General features: G+C 69.1%; 18 protein-coding genes and 1 riboswitch. Of the genes, 10 read left to right on the top strand and 8 right to left on the bottom strand.

Annotation, left to right across the window (positions count from 1 at the left end):
* Window positions 1-156 precede the first annotated feature (156 nt).
* Window positions 157-831 carry an AAA family ATPase gene (locus tag ACWD6R_RS30610; protein ID WP_451821663.1) on the bottom strand — a complete coding sequence of 225 codons (675 nt, stop codon included), beginning with the start codon at window positions 829-831 and terminating at the stop codon, window positions 157-159.
* A gap of 159 nt (window positions 832-990) precedes the next feature.
* A riboswitch (glycine riboswitch) is annotated at window positions 991-1088 on the top strand.
* A 144-nt stretch (window positions 1089-1232) separates the two neighbouring features.
* On the opposite strand from ACWD6R_RS30610, the gene gcvT reads away from it, so the two are divergent.
* The 4 genes from gcvT (at window position 1233) to ACWD6R_RS30630 (ending at window position 5615) form a co-directional block, all read left to right on the top strand.
* On the top strand, window positions 1233-2348 hold the full coding sequence (gene gcvT, locus ACWD6R_RS30615; protein WP_451821664.1) for a glycine cleavage system aminomethyltransferase GcvT: 1116 nt from the start codon (window positions 1233-1235) through the stop codon (window positions 2346-2348).
* Window positions 2349-2417: 69 nt separating this feature from the next.
* The gene (gene gcvH, locus ACWD6R_RS30620) at window positions 2418-2795 is read left to right on the top strand and encodes a glycine cleavage system protein GcvH (protein WP_037690095.1); all 378 of its coding nucleotides are present in this window, start codon (window positions 2418-2420) and stop codon (window positions 2793-2795) included.
* Window positions 2796-2815: 20 nt separating this feature from the next.
* Entirely contained in the window at window positions 2816-4075 is a 1260-nt protein-coding gene (glyA, locus tag ACWD6R_RS30625; protein WP_451821665.1) for a serine hydroxymethyltransferase, read from the top strand.
* A gap of 157 nt (window positions 4076-4232) precedes the next feature.
* A complete protein-coding gene (locus tag ACWD6R_RS30630; RefSeq protein ID WP_451821666.1) occupies window positions 4233-5615 on the top strand; it encodes an L-serine ammonia-lyase in 1383 nt (460 codons plus the stop codon).
* A gap of 260 nt (window positions 5616-5875) precedes the next feature.
* Here ACWD6R_RS30630 and ACWD6R_RS30635 read toward each other — a convergent pair whose 3' ends face one another.
* Window positions 5876-6118: a hypothetical protein gene (locus ACWD6R_RS30635; protein ID WP_451821667.1), complete on the bottom strand. Its 243-nt coding sequence runs from the start codon at window positions 6116-6118 to the stop codon at window positions 5876-5878.
* Between the two features lie 302 nt (window positions 6119-6420).
* Window positions 6421-6615, bottom strand: a complete 195-nt coding sequence (locus tag ACWD6R_RS30640) for a hypothetical protein (RefSeq protein ID WP_451821691.1) — start codon at window positions 6613-6615, stop codon at window positions 6421-6423.
* A gap of 135 nt (window positions 6616-6750) precedes the next feature.
* On the opposite strand from ACWD6R_RS30640, the gene ACWD6R_RS30645 reads away from it, so the two are divergent.
* Window positions 6751-8679, top strand: a complete 1929-nt coding sequence (locus ACWD6R_RS30645; RefSeq protein WP_451821668.1) for a BTAD domain-containing putative transcriptional regulator — start codon at window positions 6751-6753, stop codon at window positions 8677-8679.
* 153 nt (window positions 8680-8832) lie between these two features.
* Here ACWD6R_RS30645 and ACWD6R_RS30650 read toward each other — a convergent pair whose 3' ends face one another.
* Complete coding sequence (locus ACWD6R_RS30650; protein WP_451821669.1) at window positions 8833-11103, bottom strand: MMPL family transporter; 2271 nt, start codon at window positions 11101-11103, stop codon at window positions 8833-8835.
* A gap of 310 nt (window positions 11104-11413) precedes the next feature.
* Here ACWD6R_RS30650 and ACWD6R_RS30655 point away from each other — a divergent pair, with 310 nt between their 5' ends.
* The 5 genes from ACWD6R_RS30655 (at window position 11414) to ACWD6R_RS30675 (ending at window position 19573) form a co-directional block, all read left to right on the top strand.
* Complete coding sequence (locus ACWD6R_RS30655) at window positions 11414-12757, top strand: FAD-dependent oxidoreductase (protein ID WP_451821670.1); 1344 nt, start codon at window positions 11414-11416, stop codon at window positions 12755-12757.
* 42 nt (window positions 12758-12799) lie between these two features.
* Window positions 12800-13825, top strand: coding sequence for a UbiA family prenyltransferase (locus tag ACWD6R_RS30660; RefSeq protein WP_451821671.1), 1026 nt, complete (start codon window positions 12800-12802; stop codon window positions 13823-13825).
* Between the two features lie 57 nt (window positions 13826-13882).
* Complete coding sequence (locus ACWD6R_RS30665) at window positions 13883-15487, top strand: class I adenylate-forming enzyme family protein (protein ID WP_451821672.1); 1605 nt, start codon at window positions 13883-13885, stop codon at window positions 15485-15487.
* Window positions 15488-15515: 28 nt separating this feature from the next.
* On the top strand, window positions 15516-16904 hold the full coding sequence (locus tag ACWD6R_RS30670; protein WP_451821673.1) for a protoporphyrinogen/coproporphyrinogen oxidase: 1389 nt from the start codon (window positions 15516-15518) through the stop codon (window positions 16902-16904).
* A gap of 380 nt (window positions 16905-17284) precedes the next feature.
* Window positions 17285-19573, top strand: a complete 2289-nt coding sequence (locus ACWD6R_RS30675; RefSeq protein ID WP_451821674.1) for an ATP-binding protein — start codon at window positions 17285-17287, stop codon at window positions 19571-19573.
* Window positions 19574-19645: 72 nt separating this feature from the next.
* Here ACWD6R_RS30675 and ispG read toward each other — a convergent pair whose 3' ends face one another.
* The 4 genes from ispG to ACWD6R_RS30695 are packed head-to-tail and all read right to left on the bottom strand — an operon-like array spanning window position 19646 to window position 24054.
* Window positions 19646-20803, bottom strand: coding sequence for a flavodoxin-dependent (E)-4-hydroxy-3-methylbut-2-enyl-diphosphate synthase (gene ispG, locus ACWD6R_RS30680; RefSeq protein ID WP_451821675.1), 1158 nt, complete (start codon window positions 20801-20803; stop codon window positions 19646-19648).
* On the bottom strand, window positions 20800-22623 hold the full coding sequence (locus ACWD6R_RS30685) for a 1-deoxy-D-xylulose-5-phosphate synthase (protein ID WP_451821676.1): 1824 nt from the start codon (window positions 22621-22623) through the stop codon (window positions 20800-20802). Before ACWD6R_RS30685 ends, ispG begins: the two co-directional genes overlap by 4 nt.
* Complete coding sequence (locus ACWD6R_RS30690) at window positions 22607-23140, bottom strand: DUF6917 domain-containing protein (protein ID WP_451821677.1); 534 nt, start codon at window positions 23138-23140, stop codon at window positions 22607-22609. The genes ACWD6R_RS30685 and ACWD6R_RS30690 overlap by 17 nt, the downstream gene beginning before the upstream one ends.
* Entirely contained in the window at window positions 23137-24054 is a 918-nt protein-coding gene (locus ACWD6R_RS30695) for a Gfo/Idh/MocA family protein (RefSeq protein WP_451821678.1), read from the bottom strand. Before ACWD6R_RS30695 ends, ACWD6R_RS30690 begins: the two co-directional genes overlap by 4 nt.
* Window positions 24055-24058 lie beyond the last annotated feature (4 nt).

Here is a 24058-nt window from a genome sequence, read left to right on the forward strand (position 1 = left end):
ACGCTTCCCGCGTTGCCGAAATGCCCTAGTAGCTCCTTCCCCAAGCTCTCAGCTTCGTTCGAGCAGGGGAGACCCCATCCGAGGACCTTCCAGCGTCTTGGAATCGCACGCACCAGACCGCGTCCGCTTTCCGATCGAAGGTCACCCGACAGGCTCTCAGGCGTCGGCGAACATGATGCGTGCCAGCATCCCGGCCGCCTCCCGGTCCAGCAGCACCGCCGAGGCGCAGCCGAGCGGCAGGGTGCCCGCCTCGGTGTCCCGCAGCAGCCGGCCGATGGCCCTGCGGTGCCGGGCGAAGGCGTATCCGGATACCCCGCGCCCACGCTCGCGCTGGCCCGCCCTGGCCTCCTGGGGGGTGACGTCGAGCAGCACGAGATGCAGCGTGCGTCCGCGGCGCCGTGCGTGCCGGGCCAGCCAGCCCCGTACCCATGTCTGGGTTCCGCAGTCGTGGACGACGACGGACTCACCGGAGCACAGCGCCCGCCACAGCCCCCAGTAGTGGGCGACGCGGACCAGCGGGCGGTAGAGGGCGTACGGGAGTAAGCGGGGCACCCGCTGCGCCCAGCGGTCCCGGGTGTCCTGGGAGTCGATGGCCCGTACGGCCACCGCCCGCCGGATCAGTGTCGACTTTCCGCCTCCGGGCAGCCCGGAGACCACCACCACATCACCTGTCGCGAAATGCAGCTCGCGCGGGCTGTGCCCGGCGCGCTCGCGCAGGTCCCGCACGACGGGCGCGTGTGCGCCCGGCAATTCCCGGGCGGGTGCGCCCGGCTGCGCGGGCATCGCGCCGTGCGCGACCCCCGCGGTCGTCGCGTACCGCTGCAACGTCATCGCCCTCCCCCTGTCGGGTCACCCACGTCTGCCCAAGAAGTGTAAAGAAAAGGTAATGCGAGACAACCGTCCCACTACTCGTCCTGTGCATGGGGCACCGACGCCCCACTCTTCCGCAATGCGTGCAATGATGACCCGGCCAACTGCATAAAGGCCGCTTGAATCCGCGCGGGAGAGCTCCGGCCACACTGTGTGCCGGGCGCCGAAGGAGCAAGATCCTCCCTTGAATCTCTCAGGCCCCGTACCGCGTGGATGAGGCAGATCTGAAAAGCGAGTCGCCCCGCGGCTCCACCCAAGGTGCAAGCCGAACCCCTCCCGGAGGGTCTCTCGGCGAACCTCTCAGGTTCCGATGACAGATGGGGAGGGATCGTCCTCGTCGTCATGCCCTGGGAGCCACACCTATGAGCAACGCCCCCCGTCTCACCGCCCTCGACGCCCTGCATCGCTCGCTGGGCGCGACCATGACTGACTTCGCCGGCTGGGACATGCCGCTGCGCTACGCCAGTGAGCGCGACGAGCACAACGCGGTGCGCACGAAGGCGGGTCTCTTCGACCTGTCGCACATGGGTGAGATCACCGTCACCGGCCCGCAGGCCGCGGCGTTCCTGAACTTCGCGCTGGTCGGCAACATCGGCACCGTAGCCGTCGGCCGCGCCCGCTACACGATGATCTGCGCCGAGGACGGCGGCATCCTGGACGACCTGATCGTCTACCGGCTGGGCGAGACCGAGTACATGGTCGTCGCCAACGCCGGGAACGCCCAGATCGTGCTGGACGCGCTGACCGCCCGCGCCGACGGGTTCGACGCCGAGGTGCGCGACGACCGCGACGCGTACGCGCTGCTCGCCGTCCAGGGCCCCGAGTCCCCCGCCATCCTGGCCTCGGTCACCGACGCCGACCTGGACGGTCTGAAGTACTACGCGGGTCTGCCCGGCACCGTCGCCGGTGTGCCCGCGCTGATCGCCCGTACCGGTTACACCGGCGAGGACGGCTTCGAGCTGTTCGTCGCCCCCGAGCACGCAGAGCAGCTCTGGCAGGCCCTCACGGCGGCGGGCGCCTCCCGTGGCCTGATCCCGTGCGGTCTGTCCTGCCGCGACACGCTGCGCCTGGAGGCGGGCATGCCGCTGTACGGGCACGAGCTGACCACCGAGCTGACCCCGTTCGACGCCGGTCTCGGCCGGGTCGTGAAGTTCGAGAAGGAGGGCGACTTCGTCGGCCGCAAGGCCCTGGAGGCCGCCGCCGAGCGCGCCGAGACCGCCCCGCCGCGCAAGCTCGTCGGCCTGATCGCCGAGGGCCGCCGGGTGCCGCGCGCCGGCTACCCCGTTGTCGCCGAGGGCCAGGTCATCGGCGAGGTCACCTCCGGCGCCCCGTCGCCGACGCTCGGCAAGCCGATCGCCATCGCGTACGTGGACGCCACGCACGCCGCGCCCGGGACCACGGGCGTCGGAGTGGACATCCGCGGCAGCCACGAACCGTACGAGGTCGTCGCCCTGCCGTTCTACAAGCGCCAGAAGTGACGTAGTCGCGTCTCACACCGTAAGACCACCGTTCATCAGCACTCCCCCGCGTACAGGAGAATTCAGGTCATGAGCAACCCCCAGCAGCTGCGTTACAGCAAGGAGCACGAGTGGCTGTCGGCCCTCGAGGACGGTGTGGCCACGGTCGGCATCACCGAGTTCGCGGCCAACGCGCTCGGTGACGTCGTCTACGCCCAGCTCCCGGAGGTCGGCGACACGGTGACCGCGGGCGAGACCTGCGGCGAGCTCGAGTCGACCAAGTCCGTCAGCGACCTGTACTCGCCGGTGACCGGCGAGGTCACCGCCTCCAACCAGGACGTCGTGGACGACCCGTCGCTGGTGAACTCCGCTCCCTTCGAGGGCGGCTGGCTGTTCAAGGTACGCGTCGCGGAGGAGCCGAAGGACCTGCTCTCCGCCGACGAGTACACCGAGTTCTCCGGCAACTAAAGACTCCAAGGGACCACCTGATGTCGCTTCTCAACTCCTCCCTCCACGAGCTGGACCCGGACGTCGCCGCCGCCGTCGACGCCGAGCTCCACCGTCAGCAGTCCACCCTCGAAATGATCGCCTCGGAGAACTTCGCTCCGGTCGCGGTCATGGAGGCCCAGGGCTCCGTCCTCACCAACAAGTACGCCGAGGGCTACCCGGGCCGCCGCTACTACGGCGGCTGCGAGCACGTCGACGTGGTCGAGCAGATCGCCATCGACCGGATCAAGGCGCTGTTCGGTGCCGAGGCCGCCAACGTCCAGCCCCACTCGGGTGCGCAGGCCAACGCCGCCGCGATGTTCGCGCTGCTGAAGCCGGGCGACACGATCATGGGTCTGAACCTGGCCCACGGCGGTCACCTGACCCACGGCATGAAGATCAACTTCTCCGGCAAGCTCTACAACGTGGTCCCGTACCACGTCGACGCCACCGGCGTCGTGGACATGGCCGAGGTCGAGCGCCTGGCCAAGGAGTCCAAGCCGAAGCTCATCGTCGCCGGCTGGTCCGCCTACCCCCGTCAGCTGGACTTCGCCGCCTTCCGCCGCATCGCGGACGAGGTCGGCGCGTACCTGATGGTCGACATGGCGCACTTCGCGGGCCTGGTGGCCGCGGGTCTGCACCCGAACCCGGTGCCGCACGCCCACGTCGTCACGACCACCACACACAAGACCCTCGGCGGTCCGCGCGGTGGCGTCATCCTGTCGACGCAGGAGCTCGCCAAGAAGATCAACTCTGCCGTCTTCCCCGGTCAGCAGGGTGGTCCGCTGGAGCACGTGATCGCCGCCAAGGCGGTCTCGTTCAAGGTCGCGGCGACCGAAGAGTTCAAGGAGCGCCAGCAGCGCACCCTGGACGGCGCCCGCATCCTCGCCGAGCGTCTGGTCCAGCCGGACGTCACCGAGGTCGGCGTCTCCGTCCTCTCCGGCGGTACGGACGTGCACCTGGTCCTCGTCGACCTGCGCAACTCGGAGCTGGACGGCCAGCAGGCCGAGGACCGGCTCCACGAGCTCGGCATCACGGTCAACCGGAACGCCATCCCGAACGACCCGCGGCCGCCGATGGTCACCTCGGGTCTGCGGATCGGCACGCCGGCCCTGGCCACCCGTGGCTTCCAGGCCGAGGACTTCACCGAGGTCGCCGAGATCATCGCGTCGGCACTCAAGCCGTCGTACGACGCCGACGACCTCAAGGCCCGCGTGATCGCGCTGGCCGAGAAGTTCCCGCTGTACCCCGGTCTGAAGTAGTCCGGGTCGCTTTTCGTACGTTTGGGGCGGGGCACCACGCACACTGGCACAGTGAGCGCGGTGCCCCCACCCTTGTCCCGCTGCTCTTCGGACCGACCGGTCCGTACCGCACCACCCGGCAGACAACGGCGTCTACCAACCCCTTAGGAGTCACACCGTGGCCATCTCGGTCTTCGACCTGTTCTCGATCGGCATCGGCCCGTCCAGCTCCCATACGGTCGGCCCGATGCGCGCGGCCCGTATGTTCGCGCGCCGCCTGAAGAACGAGGGCCTGCTCGCCCACACCGCTTCCATACGCGCCGAGCTGTTCGGCTCGCTCGGCGCCACCGGCCACGGCCACGGCACGCCCAAGGCCGTCCTGCTCGGCCTGGAGGGCGAGTCCCCCCGTACCGTCGACGTGGAGTCCGCCGACGACCGGGTGGACGCGATCCGCTCCTCGGGCCGGCTCAACCTGCTGGGCATGCACGAGATCGACTTCGACGCCGACGAGCAGCTGGTCCTGCACCGCCGCAAGGCGCTCCCCTACCACGCCAACGGCATGACGATCTTCGCGTTCGACCGCGACGGCGCCCCGCTGCTGGAGAAGACCTACTACTCCGTCGGCGGCGGCTTCGTCGTCGACGAGGACGCGGTGGGCAAGGACCGGATCGTCCTCGACGACACCGTCCTGAAGCACCCCTTCCGCACCGGCGACGAACTGCTGCGGCTCTCCCGCGACACCGGCCTGTCGATCTCCTCCCTCATGCTGGAGAACGAGCGGGCCTGGCGGACGGAGGAGGAGATCCGCTCCGGTCTGCTGGACATCTGGCGGGTCATGCAGGCATGCGTATCGCGCGGCATGGCACGCGAGGGCATCCTCCCCGGTGGTCTGAAGGTCCGCCGCCGCGCCGCGAACACCGCACGCCAGCTGCGCGCCGAGGGCGACCCGCAGGCCCACGCGATGGAGTGGATCACCCTCTACGCGATGGCGGTCAACGAGGAGAACGCCGCGGGCGGCCGCGTCGTCACCGCCCCGACCAACGGCGCGGCCGGCATCATCCCGGCCGTGCTGCACTACTACATGAACTTCGCCGCGGGCGGCGCCACCGAGGCCGAGAAGGAGGACAGCGTCGTCCGCTTCCTCCTCGCGGCCGGTGCCATCGGCATGCTGTTCAAGGAGAACGCCTCGATCTCCGGCGCCGAGGTCGGCTGCCAGGGCGAGGTCGGCTCCGCCTGCTCGATGGCCGCGGGAGCGCTCGCCGAGGTCCTCGGCGGCTCCGCCGAACAGGTCGAGAACGCCGCCGAGATCGGCATGGAGCACAACCTGGGCCTGACCTGCGACCCGGTCGGCGGTCTCGTCCAGATCCCCTGCATCGAGCGCAACGGCATGGCGGCGGTCAAGGCGGTCACCGCGGCGAAGATGGCGCTGCGCGGCGACGGCACCCACAAGGTCTCCCTCGACAAGGTCATCAAGACCATGAAGGAGACGGGCGCGGACATGAGCGTGAAGTACAAGGAGACGGCGCGGGGCGGGCTCGCGGTCAACATCATCGAGTGCTGAGCGAATGGGCCCTGACCAGCGCGTTCCCACCTTTCAGCGCTGTCAGGGCCTTCCCTGCTCACGCGGCGGAAAGTCCCTGGAAATCTCCCTGAGACAGACGTGAAAGTCCCTGAAAAGTCCCTGGGATGTCCCTGCCCCGCCTCGCTCTTGGGGGTTGGCCGGGCCACCTTCCGGGCCGGCCAAGCGCCCTTGAAGCCGCCTCAAGGTGTGGAGTGCGGTTGGTGCACGTCGTCAGATAGTGAGACCTACGCATTACGGGCTCATCGCAATCGAGGGTGTAGCTGGGGCCCGAATCCGCCGGCCTCCAGCAGCGACCGGCCCGCCGTCAGCGCATGTGTGCCGGCGTCGAGGAACTTGTTTCGCCACTTCTCCGAGATCGAGACCTCAGATACGCCCTCTTTGCGGGCCGCCTCCGCGATCGTCACCTCCCCGGCGAGCATGACCAGCACGATCCTGATCTCTTTCTCGGGCGTGATCTGCGGCGGTCCCGGCACGATGGCCACCTCCCTGGCTCAGCCGATCAAGCCTCTCCTCACCGGCATGCCAGAAACGGTGACACGCGACAGAGTGCACCACCCCCAAGGTTCAGGCAGCAGTGCTCAGGACCGCGGAGGAACAGTCGCGGTCTTGCCGGGCGCTCGGCCTTGAAGTCCTGCAGACCGAGAGCACCGGAAGGACCTCAGACGAGGTGGCCACTGGCGTGGCCAGAGCGGCTCAAGGGAAGCCTGTCGAGGCATACCGAGCCCGAGAGGCTCGCTGGTCCAGTCCAACCGGAGAGCCCACATGGCTGACGGCCGCCGCTCACTCAGCCTTCCTCGTCGCGTTCCTCGTCGTCCCCGCGCCGACGGAGCGCTCGCTCGGCAATCCCGCTGGAAAGCTTGTCCGTCACCGATCTGGCCCGGTCGAGGGTCTCGTTACCGACGCGCCTGGCGGCATCGACGCCCTCTGCCTTCGCGAAGTGAAGTATCTTCCCGATATTTTCGAAGGGCGGTAGGTTCACTCCGGGGCGTCAGAGCTGCTGCACGAGAGAGCCATCCAAGTCCGACAAAAGGTGCAGGCGAGGCGAAGCGGGATGCCTCGATCCAGCCAGCAGTGCCAGATCCCGGAGAGGCGAATCGAAAGGACAGAAGAAGAGTTGACGCAACCGGCCACCGAAAGTCCTGCTTCTCCCGGCACCCTGTCCGACGGTGTGCCGTCCCTGTCCATCCGTGTCCTGGGAGCCGTGGAGATCACCGGCAGCAGAGCGGGTCGCACACCGTCCGCACCCATGGCCAAGCGACTGCTGGCCTCGCTGCTGCTGCACGCCAACGAAGCGGTGAGGGTCTCCACTCTGGTGGACGAACTCTGGGACGGTGAACCGCCACGTCTGGCCCGTAAGACCATCCAGACGTACGTCTACCAGCTCCGCAAGGAGTTCGCGGGCGGCTTTGGGGAACGCCTCCTGACCTGTCCCAACGGCTATCAGGTCAGCTTGGGCCGGGACGAGTACGACCTGTGGCAGTTCGAGCAGTACCTGGCCCGGGGGCACGTCGCTCTCGACGAGGACGATCCACGGGAGGCCGCCCGAGTACTGCGCGCAGCGCTCGCCCTGTGGCGAGGCGATGCCTTCGCCAACATCGACACCGGTCCCTCCCTGGCAGCACTGATCGCCCCACTCGCCGACGCGCGGATGACCACGATCCGGCTGCGGGCTGAGGCCGACCTGCGGCTCGGACGTCATCAGCAGATCCTCGGTGAACTGCGGCAGCTCACCGCCGAGCACCCACTGAACGAAGACTTCGCTGGTCAGTTCATGCTCGCCGCCTACCGCTCGGGCCAACGGACGGCGGCGCTGCATGCCTTCGCCCAGCTGCGGCGCGCTCTGGTCAGCGAGCTGGGCATCGAGCCCTCGCACCGGCTGCAGCGACTCCAGTCCGACGTGCTCAACGAGTCGCCGGTACTGGACCTGGGGCCGAGCGCGGCGGTGGACGCTCCGGACCGCACAGCGACGAAGGCGGCGAGGCCTACCTCCCGGCAGCTGCCCATCGCGCAACTCCCGAGCGGCATAAACGATTTCGTTGGCCAACAGACACAACTCGACGCGATCGTGCGCCACGCCAGGACGCCGTGCGACGGCCCGCTTCCGGCCGCGCCGCAGCTCGTCACCGTGCTCGGCGGGGTGGGCACGGGCAAGAGCACCGTGGCGATAAGGGCGGCGCACCTGCTTCGCTCGCACTTCCAGGACGGACAGCTATATGTTCGGCTGCACGACGAGGACGGTGGTCCGGTCGATCCGCGGACGGCCTTACGCTCCCTGCTGCGGGACATCGGTATGCCGGTGTCGCAGATTCCGGAACGGACAGATGAACTGGCGCGCGTCTTCCGCGACTGGAGCGCGCACCGGCGACTGCTTCTGACGCTCGACGACGCGGGTACGCCCGAGCAGGTCCTGCCGCTGCTTCCAGGCGGCTCACGAAGCGCGGTCCTGGTCACCTCACGGGTGCGGCTGCCAGGGCTGCCCGGCTCGGTCATCGTGAAGATGGCGCCGATGGCGACCGACGACGCACTCACCCTGCTCTCCTCGCTCGCGGGGCGGGAGCGGATCGAGGCGGACCTCGACGCCGCCCGTCGAGTGATTCGTCTGACCGGCAACCACGTGCTGGGCGTCCGGGCAGCGGGCGAGACACTGCTCGCCCGCCCGATGTGGTCCGTCACCGAAATGGCCGACCGGCTCGCCTCCGAGACCTGCCGCCTCGACGAGTTGAGCAGCGGGTCGCTCGACCTGGAGGGACGGATGGTGTCCGGCTGCCTGAGGCTGGCCGAGCGGGAACGCGGGGCCCTGGCCAGGCTCGCCCGTATGGGAGCGCCTTTCGGTGTCGCACGGGCGGCGGGGGTCCTCGCTGTTGACACATGGGACGCCGAACTGATGCTGGGCCGCCTCCTGGACCACCACATGGTGGAGCTGGCCGATGCGGGGCCGGGCTCCGCACAGACCTACCGCATCCCCGAACTGATCCGGCTCGCCACGGGGTCCGGACCGAGGCCCCAGCGACGTGGCGCAGCCGACCCCGGCGGGGTGAGATGAGCCTGACTCCCACCTGCTGCGGGCCATCGGGACCGGGGACTCTCGGCACCCGCCGTGCGGGTACGCCGCCTTGGGGGCCTGCACGACCGAAGCCCCCTGCGGTCACGACCAGTTGGTTGTGACCGCAGGGGACTCCGGTGCGGCTCTCCGTGCTCAGCGCATACTTTGCGAACGCGCGAACTCGTCCCGAGCGCCGTCCGCGGCCCCGTCGGCAGTCCGGGCCGACCCCACCTCCGCCTCCGGTGACTCACGCAGGCCGTACCGCTTGTGGAAGCGGGCCAGAGGAGCCGGTGCCCACCAGTTCGCGCGGCCCGCCAGCCGCATGAACGCGGGGACCAGGGCGCCGCGCACCAGGGTGGCGTCCATCAGGACCGCGATCGCCAGGCCAAGGCCGATGGCCTTGAGGTAAGAGATGCCCGAGAGCAGGAAGCCGAGCCACACGATGGCGATCAGCCCCGCCGCGGCGGTCACCATCGCACCGGTGCGCTCAAGGCCGCGTGCCACCGCCAGAGTGTTGTCACCCGAGCGGTCCCACTCCTCCTTGATGCGGGAGAGCAGGAAGACCTCGTAGTCCATCGACATGCCGAAGGCGATGCAGAAGAGCAGCAGCGGCACCGTCCACGTGATGCTGTCGGTGACCACGAAGTCGCCTACGACGCCCTCCAGGTGACCGTCCTGGAAACCCCACACCAGAACACCGAAGGTGGCGCTGAGACTCAGACAGTTGAGTACCAGGGCCTTGAGAGGGAGCACCAGGCTGCCGGTGAACAGGAACAGCAGGATGAAGGTGGTGACACCGATGATCGCGAGGGCGATCGGCAGCCGGTCGTACATGACGTCCAGCGAGTCCACCAGCTCCGCGGCGGGGCCCCCGACCCGCGCCTCGTACGGGGCCTTCGTACCGCGGATGTCCTTGACCAGTCGCTCTCCCTCCTCGCTCATCGACTCGCTCCGGGGAATCACCGAGAGGTAGGTGTTGTTGTCCGCGCTGAACCGGTCCGAGCCAACGCCCGGCGGGACACTCAGCTTGCCCGCCACGAAGGAGCCGGCCTCGCTGTCGACCCGGGCGACGTTGTCCAGCGTGGACAACTCCCGCGCATAGGAGTCGATCTTGCGCTCGCCGGGAGCCGGGGTGTCCTGCAGGACTACGTTCAATGCCTGCGACTCGCGGGCGTTGAAGTCATTTCGCAGGATGTCGCTCACCTGCCGCGACTGTGTCTCGGCAGGTAGCACTCGGTCGTCGGGCAGACTCATGCGTAGCGAAAGGAAGGGCGAACCGAGGACGAGCAGGACGCCGACCACGACAACGGTGACCGCGATCGGGAAGCGCATGGTCTTCGTCGCGAGCCGGTACCAGAAACGCTCGGCCTCCGGCGGCTGCGGCTTCTCAGCCTTGCGGCCGAGGATGCGGCCCTTCTCGATACGCGGGCCGAGCGCCTTGAGCAGCGCGGGCAGGAAGGTGACGGACACCACCGCGGCGAGCAGCGCGGTGGGAATGCCCGCGTAGGCGAACGAGCGCAGGAAGTAGAACGGGAAGACCAGCAACCCCGCGAGGGCGAGTGCCACGGTGGCGGCGGAGAACAGGACCGTGCGGCCCGCCGTGCGCAGCGCGGTACGGATGGCGGCGTCGGTGTCCGCCCCGCCCTGCAACTCCTCCCGGTACCGTTTGATCAGGATCAGACTGTAGTCGATGGCCAGGCCCAGCCCGAGTCCTGTGGCGACGTTGGTGGCAAGCACCGAGACGTCGGTGAACAAGGTCAAGACCCGGAGTGTCAACAGCACCGAGACGATCGTCAGGCCGCTCACCATCAGCGGCACCAGTGCGGCCACCACGGTGCGGAAGACGAAGAGCATCACGACCAGCAGCACCGGGAAGGTGACCATCTCGATCAGCAGGAGGTCGTCCTGGGTGATCTCGGTGATCTCTTTGCCGGCGACCGCGGATCCGCCCACCCGGGTCTGGAGCCCCTCGACCGAGCCCTCGTATTTCGGCTGGATCTTTTGCAGTACATCCTGCACCCTGTCCTCGTCACCGGCGATGCGTACGAGGACGAGGGCACTGTCGCCGCCCTTGCCGCGCAGCGCCGGCGCCTTGCCCAAGGACCAGTACGAAAGGGACTGTTCCACACCGGCTTCGGCGCCGATGCGCTTGGTGAGCCGCAAGCCGGCCTCGGCGACCGCCGGGGCGTCCACGCCGCGCTTGTCCGAGACGATCAAGGTCAGGTTGGGTGCGCCCGCAGCGAATCGCCCGTCCAGGATCTCAGCGGCCCGCGCGGATTCCGTCGAGTCGTCGGTGAACCCTCCGGCGGACAGGGACGAGATCACCGAGCCGCCCAGCGCTCCCGCAAGCACAAGGAGCACACCGGAGAGGTAGAGGACCAGCCTGCTGCGGTGTGTGGTGAATCTGGCCAGTGAGTCGAACATTGAGCAACCTTTCGAGGATAAACGCCCTGCTTGCCGGTGTGTCGGTCCCGCCCACACGATCAACGTAGGGAGCGCACAGGCTCGCTCGCAATGATAAGTCTCAACTTATCCAGACCAGTTGACCGACATCCGGCCACGGGAGGGCTCCCCGCTCACCGGCCACCCTCCCCGCTGTGCGGAGTGAGGACAATGACAAGTGTGTGTGGGTCATTCCGCCGGTGACTGCTATATCTGCCGAACGCCTCACCCTCCTAAATTGCGACTCGAAGAGCCGAGGGCAATCCCAGACATTCCCTGGAGGGGCAAGCGAATGAGCCAGCGTGGACGAACCGCTGTCATCGGCGGAGGTATGGCCGGCTGCGCCGCCGCCAAGGAGCTGATCAGGGCCGGCCGCGAGGTCGTCATATTCGAGACAGCCGCCGGACTCGGTGGCCGGGCCCGCTCGTGGCACCGTTCGGAGATTGAGCCCTCGGTCGGCATCAACCTGTGGTTCACCAGCTTTTACAAGCTGATGTTCGAGCGAATTCGCGAGTACGGCCTTGAGGACCAACTCGTGGAGATGTCCAACAACGTCATCGTTGTGGACAAGGGCAAGCCCGCCGAGCTCCTGTCCGACTCGATGCGCAGTCTGCTCACCTACCCGCACGTGGGCCTGCGCGACCGGATCGGTTTCCTGACGGGCACGCTCAAGGAGACCCTGAAGCGCAAGCAGCTCGACATCTTCGACCCGATCGCGCTCGCGCCGTTCGACGACGGCACCACCGCGGCCCAGTACGCGCGCAAGAGCCTGTCCCAGCAAGGCTTCGACAACCTGCTGCGCCCGGAAATCGAGTCGTTCTGGCTGTGGCGGTGCGAGGACATCTCAGCCGCGCATGTACGGGCCATGCAGGCACAGGTGGCCGGCGCGAAGTTCTACGTGTTCCGCGACGGCATGGAGGTCATCGCCGAGCGCAACGCCGAAGGCGCGGACATCCGGCTCCAGCACGAGGTCACCGAACTGCAGGTCACCAACGGGCGGGTGCACATCACGGCCCGAACCGCCGACGGCGAGAGCCGGACCGAGGAGTTCGACGACGTGGTGGTCTCCACCACCGCCTCGGTCGCCGCGAAGCTCACCGCCGCACTGCCAAGCCACGTGGTGGGCCGCGACACCCGCGAGTTCCTGGAGACCCAGGTCTATGAGCCCGCCCTGTCGGTCTCGTACCTGGTCGACTTCTCCAGCATGCCCTCGGAGGCACATATCGTGGCCGCGGGGGCGGACGACCCGCCCGTGAAGACGATCATCACCTTCCCGCGGACGGTCCGGGACGGCGAGGGACGTCCAGTAGACAAGCACCTCACCTTCGTCTACCCGGGCCGGGCCCAGACCCGCCGCCTCCTGCCGCTCTCGCCGCAGGAGCAGTACGCCGAGACAAGCCGACTGGTCACCCAGCTGTGGCCGGACTTCCCCGCCGACGCCGAGCCCTTCGAGATCGCCAGCCGCCCGCAGGCGATGCCCCTGCCCGCACCGGGGCGCTACCGGATGTCCGCGCGGGTCATCGGGCTTCAGCACGCGCCGGTGGTGTTCGCCGGCGACTACTTCACCTCGCCCATCTCCGAGGCGGCGATGCTCTCCGGCATCCGGGCCGCCGAGAAGCTCATCCAGGCCGGCTGAACCGGAAGCCGGAAGAACGAGAGACGACAGACGACAGACGAAATGGACGCCTCCACTCCTGTCGGCGCGGTGCCCAAGCCATCAGACCCTGTCCCCGCTTCCGCCCCGGCCGTCGGCGGAGAAACGGGGCCGGCGGCTTCCGGCATCGCCCGACTCGTCGCCTACACGCGGCTCGCCAAGTTCGAGTTCGTGCTCGACTACTACCTGAGCCTCCTCGTGCTGTGGACCGCTCTGGCCGGCAGCGTGAGGTTCGCCTCCGACACCCTCACCACCCTGTTGCTCTTCCTCCTCGGCGAGGTCGGCGTGGTGTCGGCGGTAATGGCGCTGGACGATGTCAACGGCATCCGGGACGGCAGCGACCAGGCCAACTACCTCGGCACCGGTGGCACCCCGCTGCGCCCGCTGGAGCGCAAGCCCCTGCTGACCGGTGCGCTCAACGTCTCTCAGGCAACCTGGTTCGGCTATCTCAGCCTGCTCTGGGGAGTCCTGTTCTGGACTGCCTGCGCGATGCTCGCCCCGGAGCGGCCAAAGTGGGCACTGGCCATCACCGGACTGGTCCTCCTGGCCGGTTTCCAGTACTCCTGGGGCCTCAAACTCAGCTACCGGGGGCTTGGCGAAGTACTCATCATGGGCTGCCCACTGGTCATCGTCATCGCCCCCTACGGCTTCGTGACAGGCGGGCTGCCCGCCACGGTGCTGGTGGAGGGGGTGCTGTTCGGGCTCTGGCAGATCCTGGTCTCCTGCTACTCCAACACCAAGGACATCAGCGGGGACGCGGCCGTCGGACGGAGCACCGTCGCGGTGCGCACTTCGGCGCGCGGCAACCTGCACTTCATCGGGCTGCTCTCCGCGGGCGACCTGCTGCTGGTCCTCGGCGCCTCGGTGGCGGGATGGACTCCCTGGTGGTATTTCGTGGCGCTGCTGCCCCAGATGGCGCTCCGGATAAGGCAGTTCCTCTCCTTCGGCGGTACGGGCGACGCCCTGCTGGCACGCAGGCGGGGAGTTGTGGCGTTCCGTACGGGCGTCGCCGGAGTCGTCGTGGCCAACCTCATCCACTTCGCGAGCTGAGGGGCGGCAGCCGCGTCCCCCGGGAGGCAGCTCCGGCTCCGGACAGGAAGCACAGACATGACTCTGAAGAAGAATCCCACCGGCCTCGGGCTGCTCTTCGCCGAACAGGCGCAAGCAGGCCGCAGCACGATCTTCCAGTTCAGCCGCCCCTTCGACATCGTGCCCGAGGCGGGCACCGAGTTCTCCGTGCCCGCACTGGCCGGACTCGTCGAGGAGATGTCCGCCGCCCTGTACGCGGCCGGGGCACGGGCCGGCGACCGCGTGGCCATCGCCAAGGACAACCACTGGGACTATCTGGTGCTGGCCTGCGCCACCGCGCGTTTCGGCGGCTTGCCAGTGCTCATAGCCGGCGGTCTGCCGGCCCTCACGCTCGGCACTGTGCTCAAGCGGGCCGAGGCGCAGGTACTCGTCACCACCGAGGGCATCCTGCGGGGCGCCGCTGAGCACGGCCTCGACCTCAAGTCCCTGGTCCCGCGCACGGTGACGGTCGGCGTCGGCGCACCCGGCACGGTGACCCTGGAGGAACTGCGCGGTGCACGCATGCCGCGGGTGCACCGGACCGCGGGTTACGAGCCGATGGTCGCCACTCACACCTCAGGCACCACCGGCGTACCCAAGCTGGTGGTGCACTCCGTCGACACCGTGCTCGGCCACCTCGGGCGCACCGAATCGCTGCGCTTCCCGATCGTCGCCATGAAGCGCTCCGACACAGTGGCCACGGCCACCCCGTACAACCACATGCGCATGATCACCTGGAGCACCGGCACCCTGAAGCTGGAGCCCAAGAATGCCCTGGTGCTGACCGATGCCGATCCGGCGACCGCGGAGCGCATGTTCGCCCAGCGGCCCCCGACCTACCTTGAGGCCCTGCCCGCCACCTACATCGGCTGGCAGGAACTGGCGGAGCGACGCCCGGAACTCTTCGCGGACGTGAGGCTGTTCGTGAGCACCTTCGACGCCATGCACCCGCCCACGGTCCGACGGTTCCTCAACACGAGCAAGCGCCGCTTCCCGTCCTGGCTGCAGGGCTGGGGCCAGTCGGAAACCGGTCCGATGACTTTCCGCCTGCTCACCCGCCGGGCGTTGGCTTCCACCGGCGACCGGCATCCCACCACCCGCGACCTCGGCCGCCCCATCCCTGGCTTCACCGCGGTGAAGGTCGTCGACCCGGTGACGATGAAACCGGTCCCGAACGGCCGGCCCGGAGTGCTGTTCACCCGCACCGATGGGCGCTGTATCGGCTACCTGGGCGAGCAGCAGCGCTGGCAGGAGAAGGCCCGCGGTAAGTGGTGGAACACCGGCGACTACGGCATGCGCACCGCTAGCGGCGGCTTCCGGCTTCTCGACCGTGAGGTGGACGTGATTCCGAGGATGAGCTGCATCGAGCTGGAGGACGTCCTCGCGGACCGGCTGCCACAACTCGTCGAGGCTGCCGTGATCGGAATCCCGGGCAAGCTCCCGCTGCCGGTGCTGAGCACCCCGGACGGCACACTCGACATGGACGCATGGCGCCGCGCCACCGCCGACCTGCCGCCGCTCGGAGAGCCGCACCTGCTGCCACTGGACGAGATCCCCCGGACGACTACCGGCAAGGTGCGCCGGGGCGAACTGCGCGAGCGCCTGCTCGGCGAAGAGACCTTCGGCACCGGACGCTGGACCTGAGCGGAGCGCGAGAGAGGGAAGAGCAGCCATGACGGAAACGAGCAGCCATGTCGACGTGGCCGTGATCGGGGCCGGGATCGCGGGTCTCACCGCGGCGTATCGGCTGAAGGAAGCCGGCCGGGTGCCGGAGGTCTTCGAGGCCGACCGCGAGGTAGGCGGCCGGATGCAGGCACACAGGGAAGACGGCTGGCTGGTGGAGAAGGGCACCGAGACTCTCGCCACACATGGCTACCCGGCCACCTGGCGGTTGATCAGGGATGTCGGTCTGGACCGGGACGGCGGGGTGCTCAAGGTGAACAGCCTCGCCGGAGTGTGGCGCAACGGCAAGGCACACGCGGGGAGCGGCCACTGGGTGGGCACCCTCACCGGCGCGGGGCTCTCGCCTACGGGCCGGATGGCGATGACCGGGATGCTGGGCGCGTTGCTGCCCGCACTGGGCAAGATCAGCACTGATCGTCCCGGCGAGAGCCCCCTCGGACTGCGCACAGTCGCCGAGTTCGTCGAGGACCGCCACCGCGATCTGCACGATTACCTGCTCCAGCCGGCCGCCGCAACCGGCTGGGCCTGGAACACCCGGCGATCCTGTGTGGCACCCCTGCTGGCCACCATGGTCGCGACCAGGGGGCTGCACGGCTGGCGCACTTACCGGGACGGCATGGACGCCCTCGCTCGACAGGTGGCCGCGCGGTTGACGGTGCACACCGCGAGCACCGTGCGGGAAGTCGCCGCGCAGCCGACCGGCGGCGTACGGGTGGCTTTCGCCGACGGCCGGGTGGTGACGGCCCGGGACGTCGTCCTCGCGGTACCCGCGCCGGTGGCCCGGAAGCTCTACCCCTCGGCGCCGGCAGCCGAACGTCCCTTCCTGGACGCCAGTTCGTACTCCCGGATGATCCGGGTGACCTGCCGGGTCGACAGACCGCTGGCGGTGCGCCAGTCGCGCGGCACTCCAAAGGTCTACGCCCTGCTGATCCCGGAAAGGGAGGACGGCTACCTGTCGGGGCTGACCTTCGAGCACGTGAAGGCCTCCAACCGGGCCCCGCGCGACCAGGGGCTGGTCAGCATGCTGACCGCGGAGCGAGCCACCGACGAGCTGATGGAGCGTCCCGACGAGGAGGTGACGGAAGCGCTGCTCGCGCGAGCCGAGCGCTATGTTCCCGAACTGCGCCAAGCGCTCCTCGGCTCCTCGGTGCACCGCTTCCCGTACGCCGCCCCCGAAGCCACCCCCGGTGCGCTACGCCTGCAGAGCGCCTTCCTCGACAGGCCGCTCGGCCCGGTCGAGTTCGCCGGCGACTGGATCTTCCAGCGTCCCACCAGCGAGGCCGCGGTACAGGCGGGAGAGCTGGCCGCGGAGCGGATACTGTCCCGGCGGCGCGGCTCCCTCACCGAGAAGGAAACCGCCCGGACCGCCCCTCACTGACCCCCTGGGCGGCTCCGCAGCGCTGCCGTCCGCGGGCCCGAGACCGAGTCTGCGGACGGCAGCGGCGCGTGGGGGCTCGACCTGCCGCAGCCGCTCCAACCCTCCTTGACCGGGCCTTGACCGATCTCTGGACGAGACCTGCGAGGTTCCGTTGATCGAAAGCGTCATCGATCTACCGAACATACAAGCCAACGGGGGCAGCAATGTGGGCGTCGAACGGTGCAAGAACCACAACGCCAAAACGCACCACCAGGACCGAACAGGCGGCTGGAGAGGCCGTCCTCACACTCCAGCGGACGCACTACCCGCTGACGTCATACGTCGGTCGGGACGCCGAACTGGCCGACCTCAAGGCACGTGCCACCGCCGGGAACAGCCAAGTGCTGACTCTCACCGGGCCGGTCGGCGTCGGCAAGAGCCGCCTGGCCAATGTCTTCTTCGAGGAGACACACGGCCTCTTCGCCGACGGCGGGCGCTATCTGGAACTCGACGCACTGCCCGGCCGCTTCGGCGATCGGGACGGCGGACTCGCCCGCGTGGTCGCCGGGGCACTGATGGAGAACCGGGCGGAAGAGTCCGTGACCGGCGCCGATCCGCTCGACCTTCTGCGTGAGCGACTGGCCGGGCGGGACCTCCTGCTCGTCCTCGACTGCGGCAGCCGCTCCTGCGAGGGTATCGCCGAACTCTGGAAGACGGTCGCTCCGGTCGCCAGGCGGCTGTGCCTGCTCACCGTGGGCACCCAGGTGCTCGGTATGTACGGCGAGCACCGCGTACCGCTCTTCCCGCTCGCGGTGCCCACCACGAGCGACGCGGCCGATCTTGCTCAACTCGGGCAGGTGGACTCCGTACGGCTGCTTGTGGACCGGACCCGGGCGCTACGGCCCGGATTCCGGCTCACCGAGCAAAACCGTGAAACCGTCGCTCAGCTGTGCCGGATGCTGGACGGACTGCCCCTCTCCCTGGAGGACGCCGCGTCCCGATTGAAGGTGAGTGCGCCCAGCGTCCTTCTCGACGAGCTGCTCCGGGGCCCGGGGATGCTCACGCGCCCGTCCGGCGATGCCGCGGAGGACGGGATTCCGGCGTCACCGAGCGCTATGGCAGGCCCGGACGCCCGGTGGGTCGCCCCCGACGCGGTCCGGCTCCTGGTACGCCTGGCGGTGATCGAGCGGAGCTTCGGCGTCGCCGAGGCCGCCGGGGTGCTTGAGTTGCCACTTGACCTTGCCCTACGGGCACTTGAGCAACTGGTCGACCACAGTGCTTTGCTGACTGAGGAGCAGGGGGACGGCAGCGTGCGGTTCCGGATGCTGCGCAGGTCCCGTGCCTACGCGCTCGCGGACCTGGAGCGGCGCGGCGCGCTGGCACAGGCTCGTAGCCGGCACGCCGCCTTCTTCCAGCTGCAGATGCACGGCTTGCCCGAGCGTCTGCGCGGCCCCGGACAGGCCCAGGAGGCCGAGGAGTTCGCGCACTGGCGCCATGACGTACGCGCGGCATTGGAGTTCCTGGTCGAAAGCGGCCAGAGCATTCCGGCAGCACACCTGGCCACCGCCGCTCAGCCGTGCTGGCTGATGCGTGGCGAGGCACGGGACGCTGTCCACTGGCTGTCCGCCACACTGCGCCTCGGCATCGAGCATCCCCAGGTCCGCCTCGCCGTACTGAGGGCGCTCGGTGAGGCGTTGCTCCTGGCCGGCGATCCTGAGGGAGCCGGTCCGCTGCTGGACGAAGCGCTTGCGGCATACACAGAGCTGGCCGACGCCACAGGCATCGCGACCACGAGGCTGCACCTGGCCCGGCTCGGCCAGATCCGGCAGAACCTGCCCGCCGCCGAGAATCTGCTGACATCGGTGGTGGCCGACGCCGATCCCGGGGACGCTGGTCCCGGATACAGGGCGGCGGCCCTGGCCCGGCTCGCCGAGATCCGTCGGGACCGGGGTGACACCGCACAGGCGGTGCGATACGCGGCGGAGGCGGTGCAGCTCTTCGAAGGAGTCGAGGACACCCGTTCGGCCGCCCAGGCCCAGCTGACCCTGGCCGGACTCATGAGGGCGCAGGGCGACTACGAGCGCGCTGAGCAACTGGCCTGCCGCGCCCTGCTGCTGCTCCAGGAGCGCGGCGACCTCCCCGAAGTGGCCAGGGGGCTGACCGTCCTCGCGGAAGTCCACACCCACAAGTTCGGCCGAACCGCCGCAGCATGGGAACGAGCAGCCCGGCTTCTCGGAGCGGCGGACGCCATCCGTCGCACGGCCGGTGACACCCTTGCCGGGCAGCCCGGGGCGATTGACCGGAGGCTGCTCAACCGGGTCAGCGAGCGCATGGGCGCCGCCGCCTTCGGCATCGCCTGGCAGCAGGGCGCCGACAGTACCCCGGCGGCGGCGGTCGCACTCGCCCTCACCTTGATCGAGCCGGACAAGAGCCAGCCTTGCCCCACGGACGCGGTCGGCTCGCTGACCCGCCGGGAGCATGACGTTGCGATGCTGGTCACTGAGGGCCTCACCAATCGCGAGATAGCCCGCAGGCTCGGCATAGCCGAGTGGACGGCCGTCAACCACATGCGCAAGGTGATGCAGAAACTCGGCTGCACCTCCCGCGTCCAGGTCGCCGGCCGGATGCTGCGTCCCCTCGACGGCCGCGCGGTCCAGGAACCCGTCACGCGGGACCTGCTGCGGCAGTGAAGGGCACCCGGCCTGCGGGAGAGGACCCGGGCGGTGCGGATTTCTCCGCACGTCCTCTCCCGCCGCCGACGCTCACACCCCTGTGACCACCAGGGGCTCGCCGGAGGTGATTCCGTCGGCCTCCATCTGCTCGGCCAGCTTCATGGCCTCCTCGATGAGGGTTTCCACGATCTTGGACTCGAGGACGGTCTTGATGACCTCGCCCTTGACGAAGATCTGGCCCTTGCCGTTGCCGGAGGCGACGCCGAGGTCGGCCTCGCGGGCCTCGCCGGGGCCGTTGACGACGCAGCCCATGACGGCGACGCGGAGCGGGACCTCCATGCCGGTGAGGCCCGCGGTGACCTCTTCGGCCAGCTTGTACACGTCGACCTGGGCGCGGCCGCAGGACGGGCAGGAGACGATCTCCAGGCCGCGCTGCTTGAGGTTCAGGGACTCCAGGATCTGCAGGCCGACCTTGACCTCCTCCACGGGAGGCGCGGAGAGGGAGACGCGAATGGTGTCGCCGATGCCCTGGGAGAGGAGGGCGCCGAAGGCGACGGCCGACTTGATGGTGCCCTGGAAGGCGGGGCCGGCCTCGGTGACGCCGAGGTGGAGGGGGTAGTCGCAGGCTTCTGCGAGCTGCCGGTACGCCTCGATCATGACGACCGGGTCGTTGTGCTTGACGGAGATCTTGATGTCCCGGAAGTCGTGCTCCTCGAAGAGGGACGCCTCCCACAGGGCCGACTCGACCAGCGCCTGCGGGGTGGCCTTGCCGTACTTCTGGAGCAGCCGGCGGTCCAGCGAGCCCGCGTTCACGCCGATGCGGATCGGGGTGCCGTGGTCCCGGGCCGCCTTGGCGATCTCCTTGACCTTGTCGTCGAACTGCTTGATGTTGCCGGGGTTCACGCGGACGGCCGCGCAGCCGGCCTCGATCGCCGCGAACACGTACTTCGGCTGGAAGTGGATGTCCGCGATCACCGGGATCTGCGACTTCCTCGCGATGGTCGCGAGCGCGTCCGCGTCGTCCTGCGTGGGGCAGGCCACGCGCACGATCTGGCAGCCGGACGCGGTCAGCTCCGCGATCTGCTGGAGCGTGGCGCCCACGTCGGACGTGCGGGTCGTGGTCATCGACTGCACGGACACGGGAGCGTCGCCGCCGACCGGCACGGATCCGACCTGGATCTGCCGGCTCTTGCGGCGCTCGGCGACCTTGGTCGGAACGGACGGCATGCCGAGAGAAACCGCAGTCATCCGGTGAGAGTCCTTTCCTGGGCGCCTGATGCGGGAACCGGGGTACGGCTTTTCCGCCAGGCGAGGATCTCGGCGGTGACGGCGCCGGGCGTCAGTCCGCACGCGTCGAGCATCTGGTCACGCGAGCCGTGGCCCAGGAACTCTCGCGGGATACCGAAAGTACGGACCGGGGTGCCGATCCCGGCATCGCCGAGGGCCTGCGCGAAAGCGGCGCCCACACCGCCGACGCGCCCGCTGTCCTCCAGCGTTACCACCCGGTCGAAGTAGGCGGCGGCCCCCACCAGCGTGCAGTTGACCGGCGTGACCCAACGCGGGTCGACCACGGTCACTCCGAGGCCCACCTCGGCCAGCCGTGCGGCGATGTCCAGCGCGAGCCGGGCCATCGGCCCCACCGCGACGATCAGCACGTCCCGGCCAGGTACGTTGTGCAGTACGTCGAAGCCGTCGATGCTGTCCAGGGCGGGTATGTCGCTCCCGCTGCTTCCCTTGGGGAACCGCAGCACCGTCGGACCCTGCTCCCAGGCCACCGCCTCCCGGAGCAGCTCCCGCAGCCGGGCGCCGTCGCGCGGAGCGGCGATGCGTATCCCTGGCACGGCCTGGAACAGGGTCAGGTCCCACATGCCATTGTGGCTGGCACCGTCGTCACCGGTGACCCCGGCTCGGTCCATCACCAGGGTGACGGGGGCAGAGTGCAGGGCGATGTCGGTGATCATCTGGTCGATCAGGCGGTTGCCGAAGGTCGCGTAGACGGCGAGCACTGGGTGCAGCCCGCCGAACGCCAGACCTGCGGCGCAGGCCGCGGCGTGCTGCTCGGCGATGCCGACATCAATGGTGCGGCCGGGAAACTCCCGCTGGAAATCCAGGAGTCCGACCGGCTCCGGCATGGCCGCGGTGAGGGCGACCAGGTCCGGGCGCTCCGCGCCGATACGCACCATTTCCTCGGAGAACACCGACGTCCAGGACTGCGGGGTGGGGGTCGCCGACGGGGTTCCAGGTGGCACGAGTGCGGGCGCCGCCCGGACGACGTGGCAGCGGTCCAGTTCGTTGGTCTCCGCGGGCAGCCAGCCGCGGCCCTTCTCGGTCACCACGTGCACCAGCACCGGTCCGCGCATGTCGACGGCCTGTTTCAGGGCGTCCTCCAAGCCTGCCGTGTCGTGCCCGTCGACCGGGCCGAGGTACCCGAAGCCGAACTCCTCGAAGACATTGCCCGTCAAAGGGTGGCCCGCGCCCGCCGCACGCAGCCGTGCGAGGTGTGCGGCGAGGCCGCCCACGGTCGGCGCGTAGGAGCGCTCGTTGTCGTTGAGTACCACGACCACCGGCCGCCGCGGGGCACCGCCCAGATTGTTCAGGGCCTCCCAGGCCAGGCCCCCGGTGAGCGCGCCGTCACCGATGACAGCGACCACGGCGCGGTCGACGCTGCCGCTCAGCTCGCGGGCACGAGCCAGCCCGTCCGCATAGCTGAGGGCGGTGGACGCGTGGGAGTTCTCGATCACGTCGTGCGGGGACTCGGCGCGCGAGGCGTAGCCGGAGAGCCCTCCGCGGGCGCGCAGACTGTCGAAGGCGTCACGCCGTCCGGTCAGCAGCTTGTGCACGTACGTCTGGTGACCGATGTCCCAGAGCAGCGTGTCCTTCGGTGAGTCGAAGACCCGGTGCAGGGCGAGCGTCAGCTCGACCACGCCCAGATTGGACCCGAGATGCCCGCCCACCCGGCTGACCGTCTGGATCATCACCTCGCGGATCTGCGCCGCCAGTTCGGTGAGCTGCGGGTGTGTGAGCTTCCGCAGATCGCTGGGTTGTGCGATCTCATCGAGTAGCGCCATGGCTGGGCCCCCTCAGGTCTTCGGGTGTGAACGGCCGCTGCCGGCTCAGGCCGGACTCGCCTTCGTCAAAGGACGGCCGTGTGAAGCTGATCTGCGAGCCGGTCCGCAACCCGGCCTCCGGTCCGGTGAGTGTCCACGGGGTGTGGATCAGGACGTTGTAATGGTTGGGGAAGTGGCAGGCGTCGAACCCGAGGACCGCGCCAAGGGGCTCGCCGTCCAGGAGAACCACATCGCCCCGGTCGAGCACCCCGGCCTGCAAGATCTCCACGAAGCCGAGGAAGCCGACCCGGTCGATCCGGGAGCCCTCCGCGGTCTCCGAGTGGTCCGTGGTGACCAGTTCGTGCAGCTCACCCGCGCGTACGCAGCGCGAGGCGAAGCCCTCCAGCCGCATGCCGCGGTCCTCGCGGCGGTGCCGCAGAACCTTGACCACCTCGGACCTGACGGTCCGCTTCTCGCCGTTCTCCGGACTCGGCGTGAACATCGAAGCCGCTGCCGTCCCGTTCGCCGTCCTGTTCACGCTGTGGCTCCCGCGCGGTACGCGGCGTCGACCAGCTCCAGCATCGCGAGGCCGCGACGTGTGACGTCGGCCCCGGCGCGCACCACGTCGGTGAACTCCTGGAGCACTCCGACGTACTCGTGCTCCAGCGAACTCTTGAACTCGTGGTGGCCGGCGAGCATGTCGGTCCACAGCTCGGTACCGCCCTTGAGCCGAACGGTGACGTCCTTGGCCTCCCCGTGCGGGTAGGACCAGTCCAGTTCGACAGTGGCGGGTACGCCTTGCGCGGAGCGCAGCCGCACCACTGCTTGACGATCGACGCCGGCCGCGTCGCGGACCACCTCCGCGGACTCCACGGTCAGCTCGCCGAGGAAGAGCCGTGCCACGTCGAAGGCATTGGGCCCGTTGTCGGCGACGCAGCCACCACCACACCGCTCGGGGTCGAGGTACCAGCGGTCCTCGCCCACGTGGTCCTCGATCCGCTCCAGGTAGCGCACCCGCACATGCTCGATGGCTCCCTGTGCGGACAGGTCGCTTCGCAAGGCCAGAACGTTGTCGTTGTGACGCCGGTGGAAGGCGGTGTAGAGCACTGTGCCTTTGGCACAAGCGAGTTCGGTCAGCGCGCGGCCCTCGGCCGGCCGCAGCGTGAGCGGCTTCTCCACGCAGACGGCGATGCCCGCGTCCAGGGCATCCCGGCACACCGCCTCGTGCGCGTCATTGGGTACGTTGACCACGATCGCGTCGAGGTCCATCTCGGCCAGCATCCGCCGATGGTCGCGGTAGCAGGGCAGGCCCGACGCACGGTGCGGGGCGAGCGCGTCCTCACGCAGGTCGCACACGGCGACCAGATCGGCGCTGGGCAACAGGGGGAACGCGTCGAGGTAGAACCGGGATATGACCCCGAGTCCCACCATGCCGGTCCGCAGGGATTTCATGTCG

Source organism: Streptomyces sp. NPDC005151 (genome assembly GCF_053599875.1).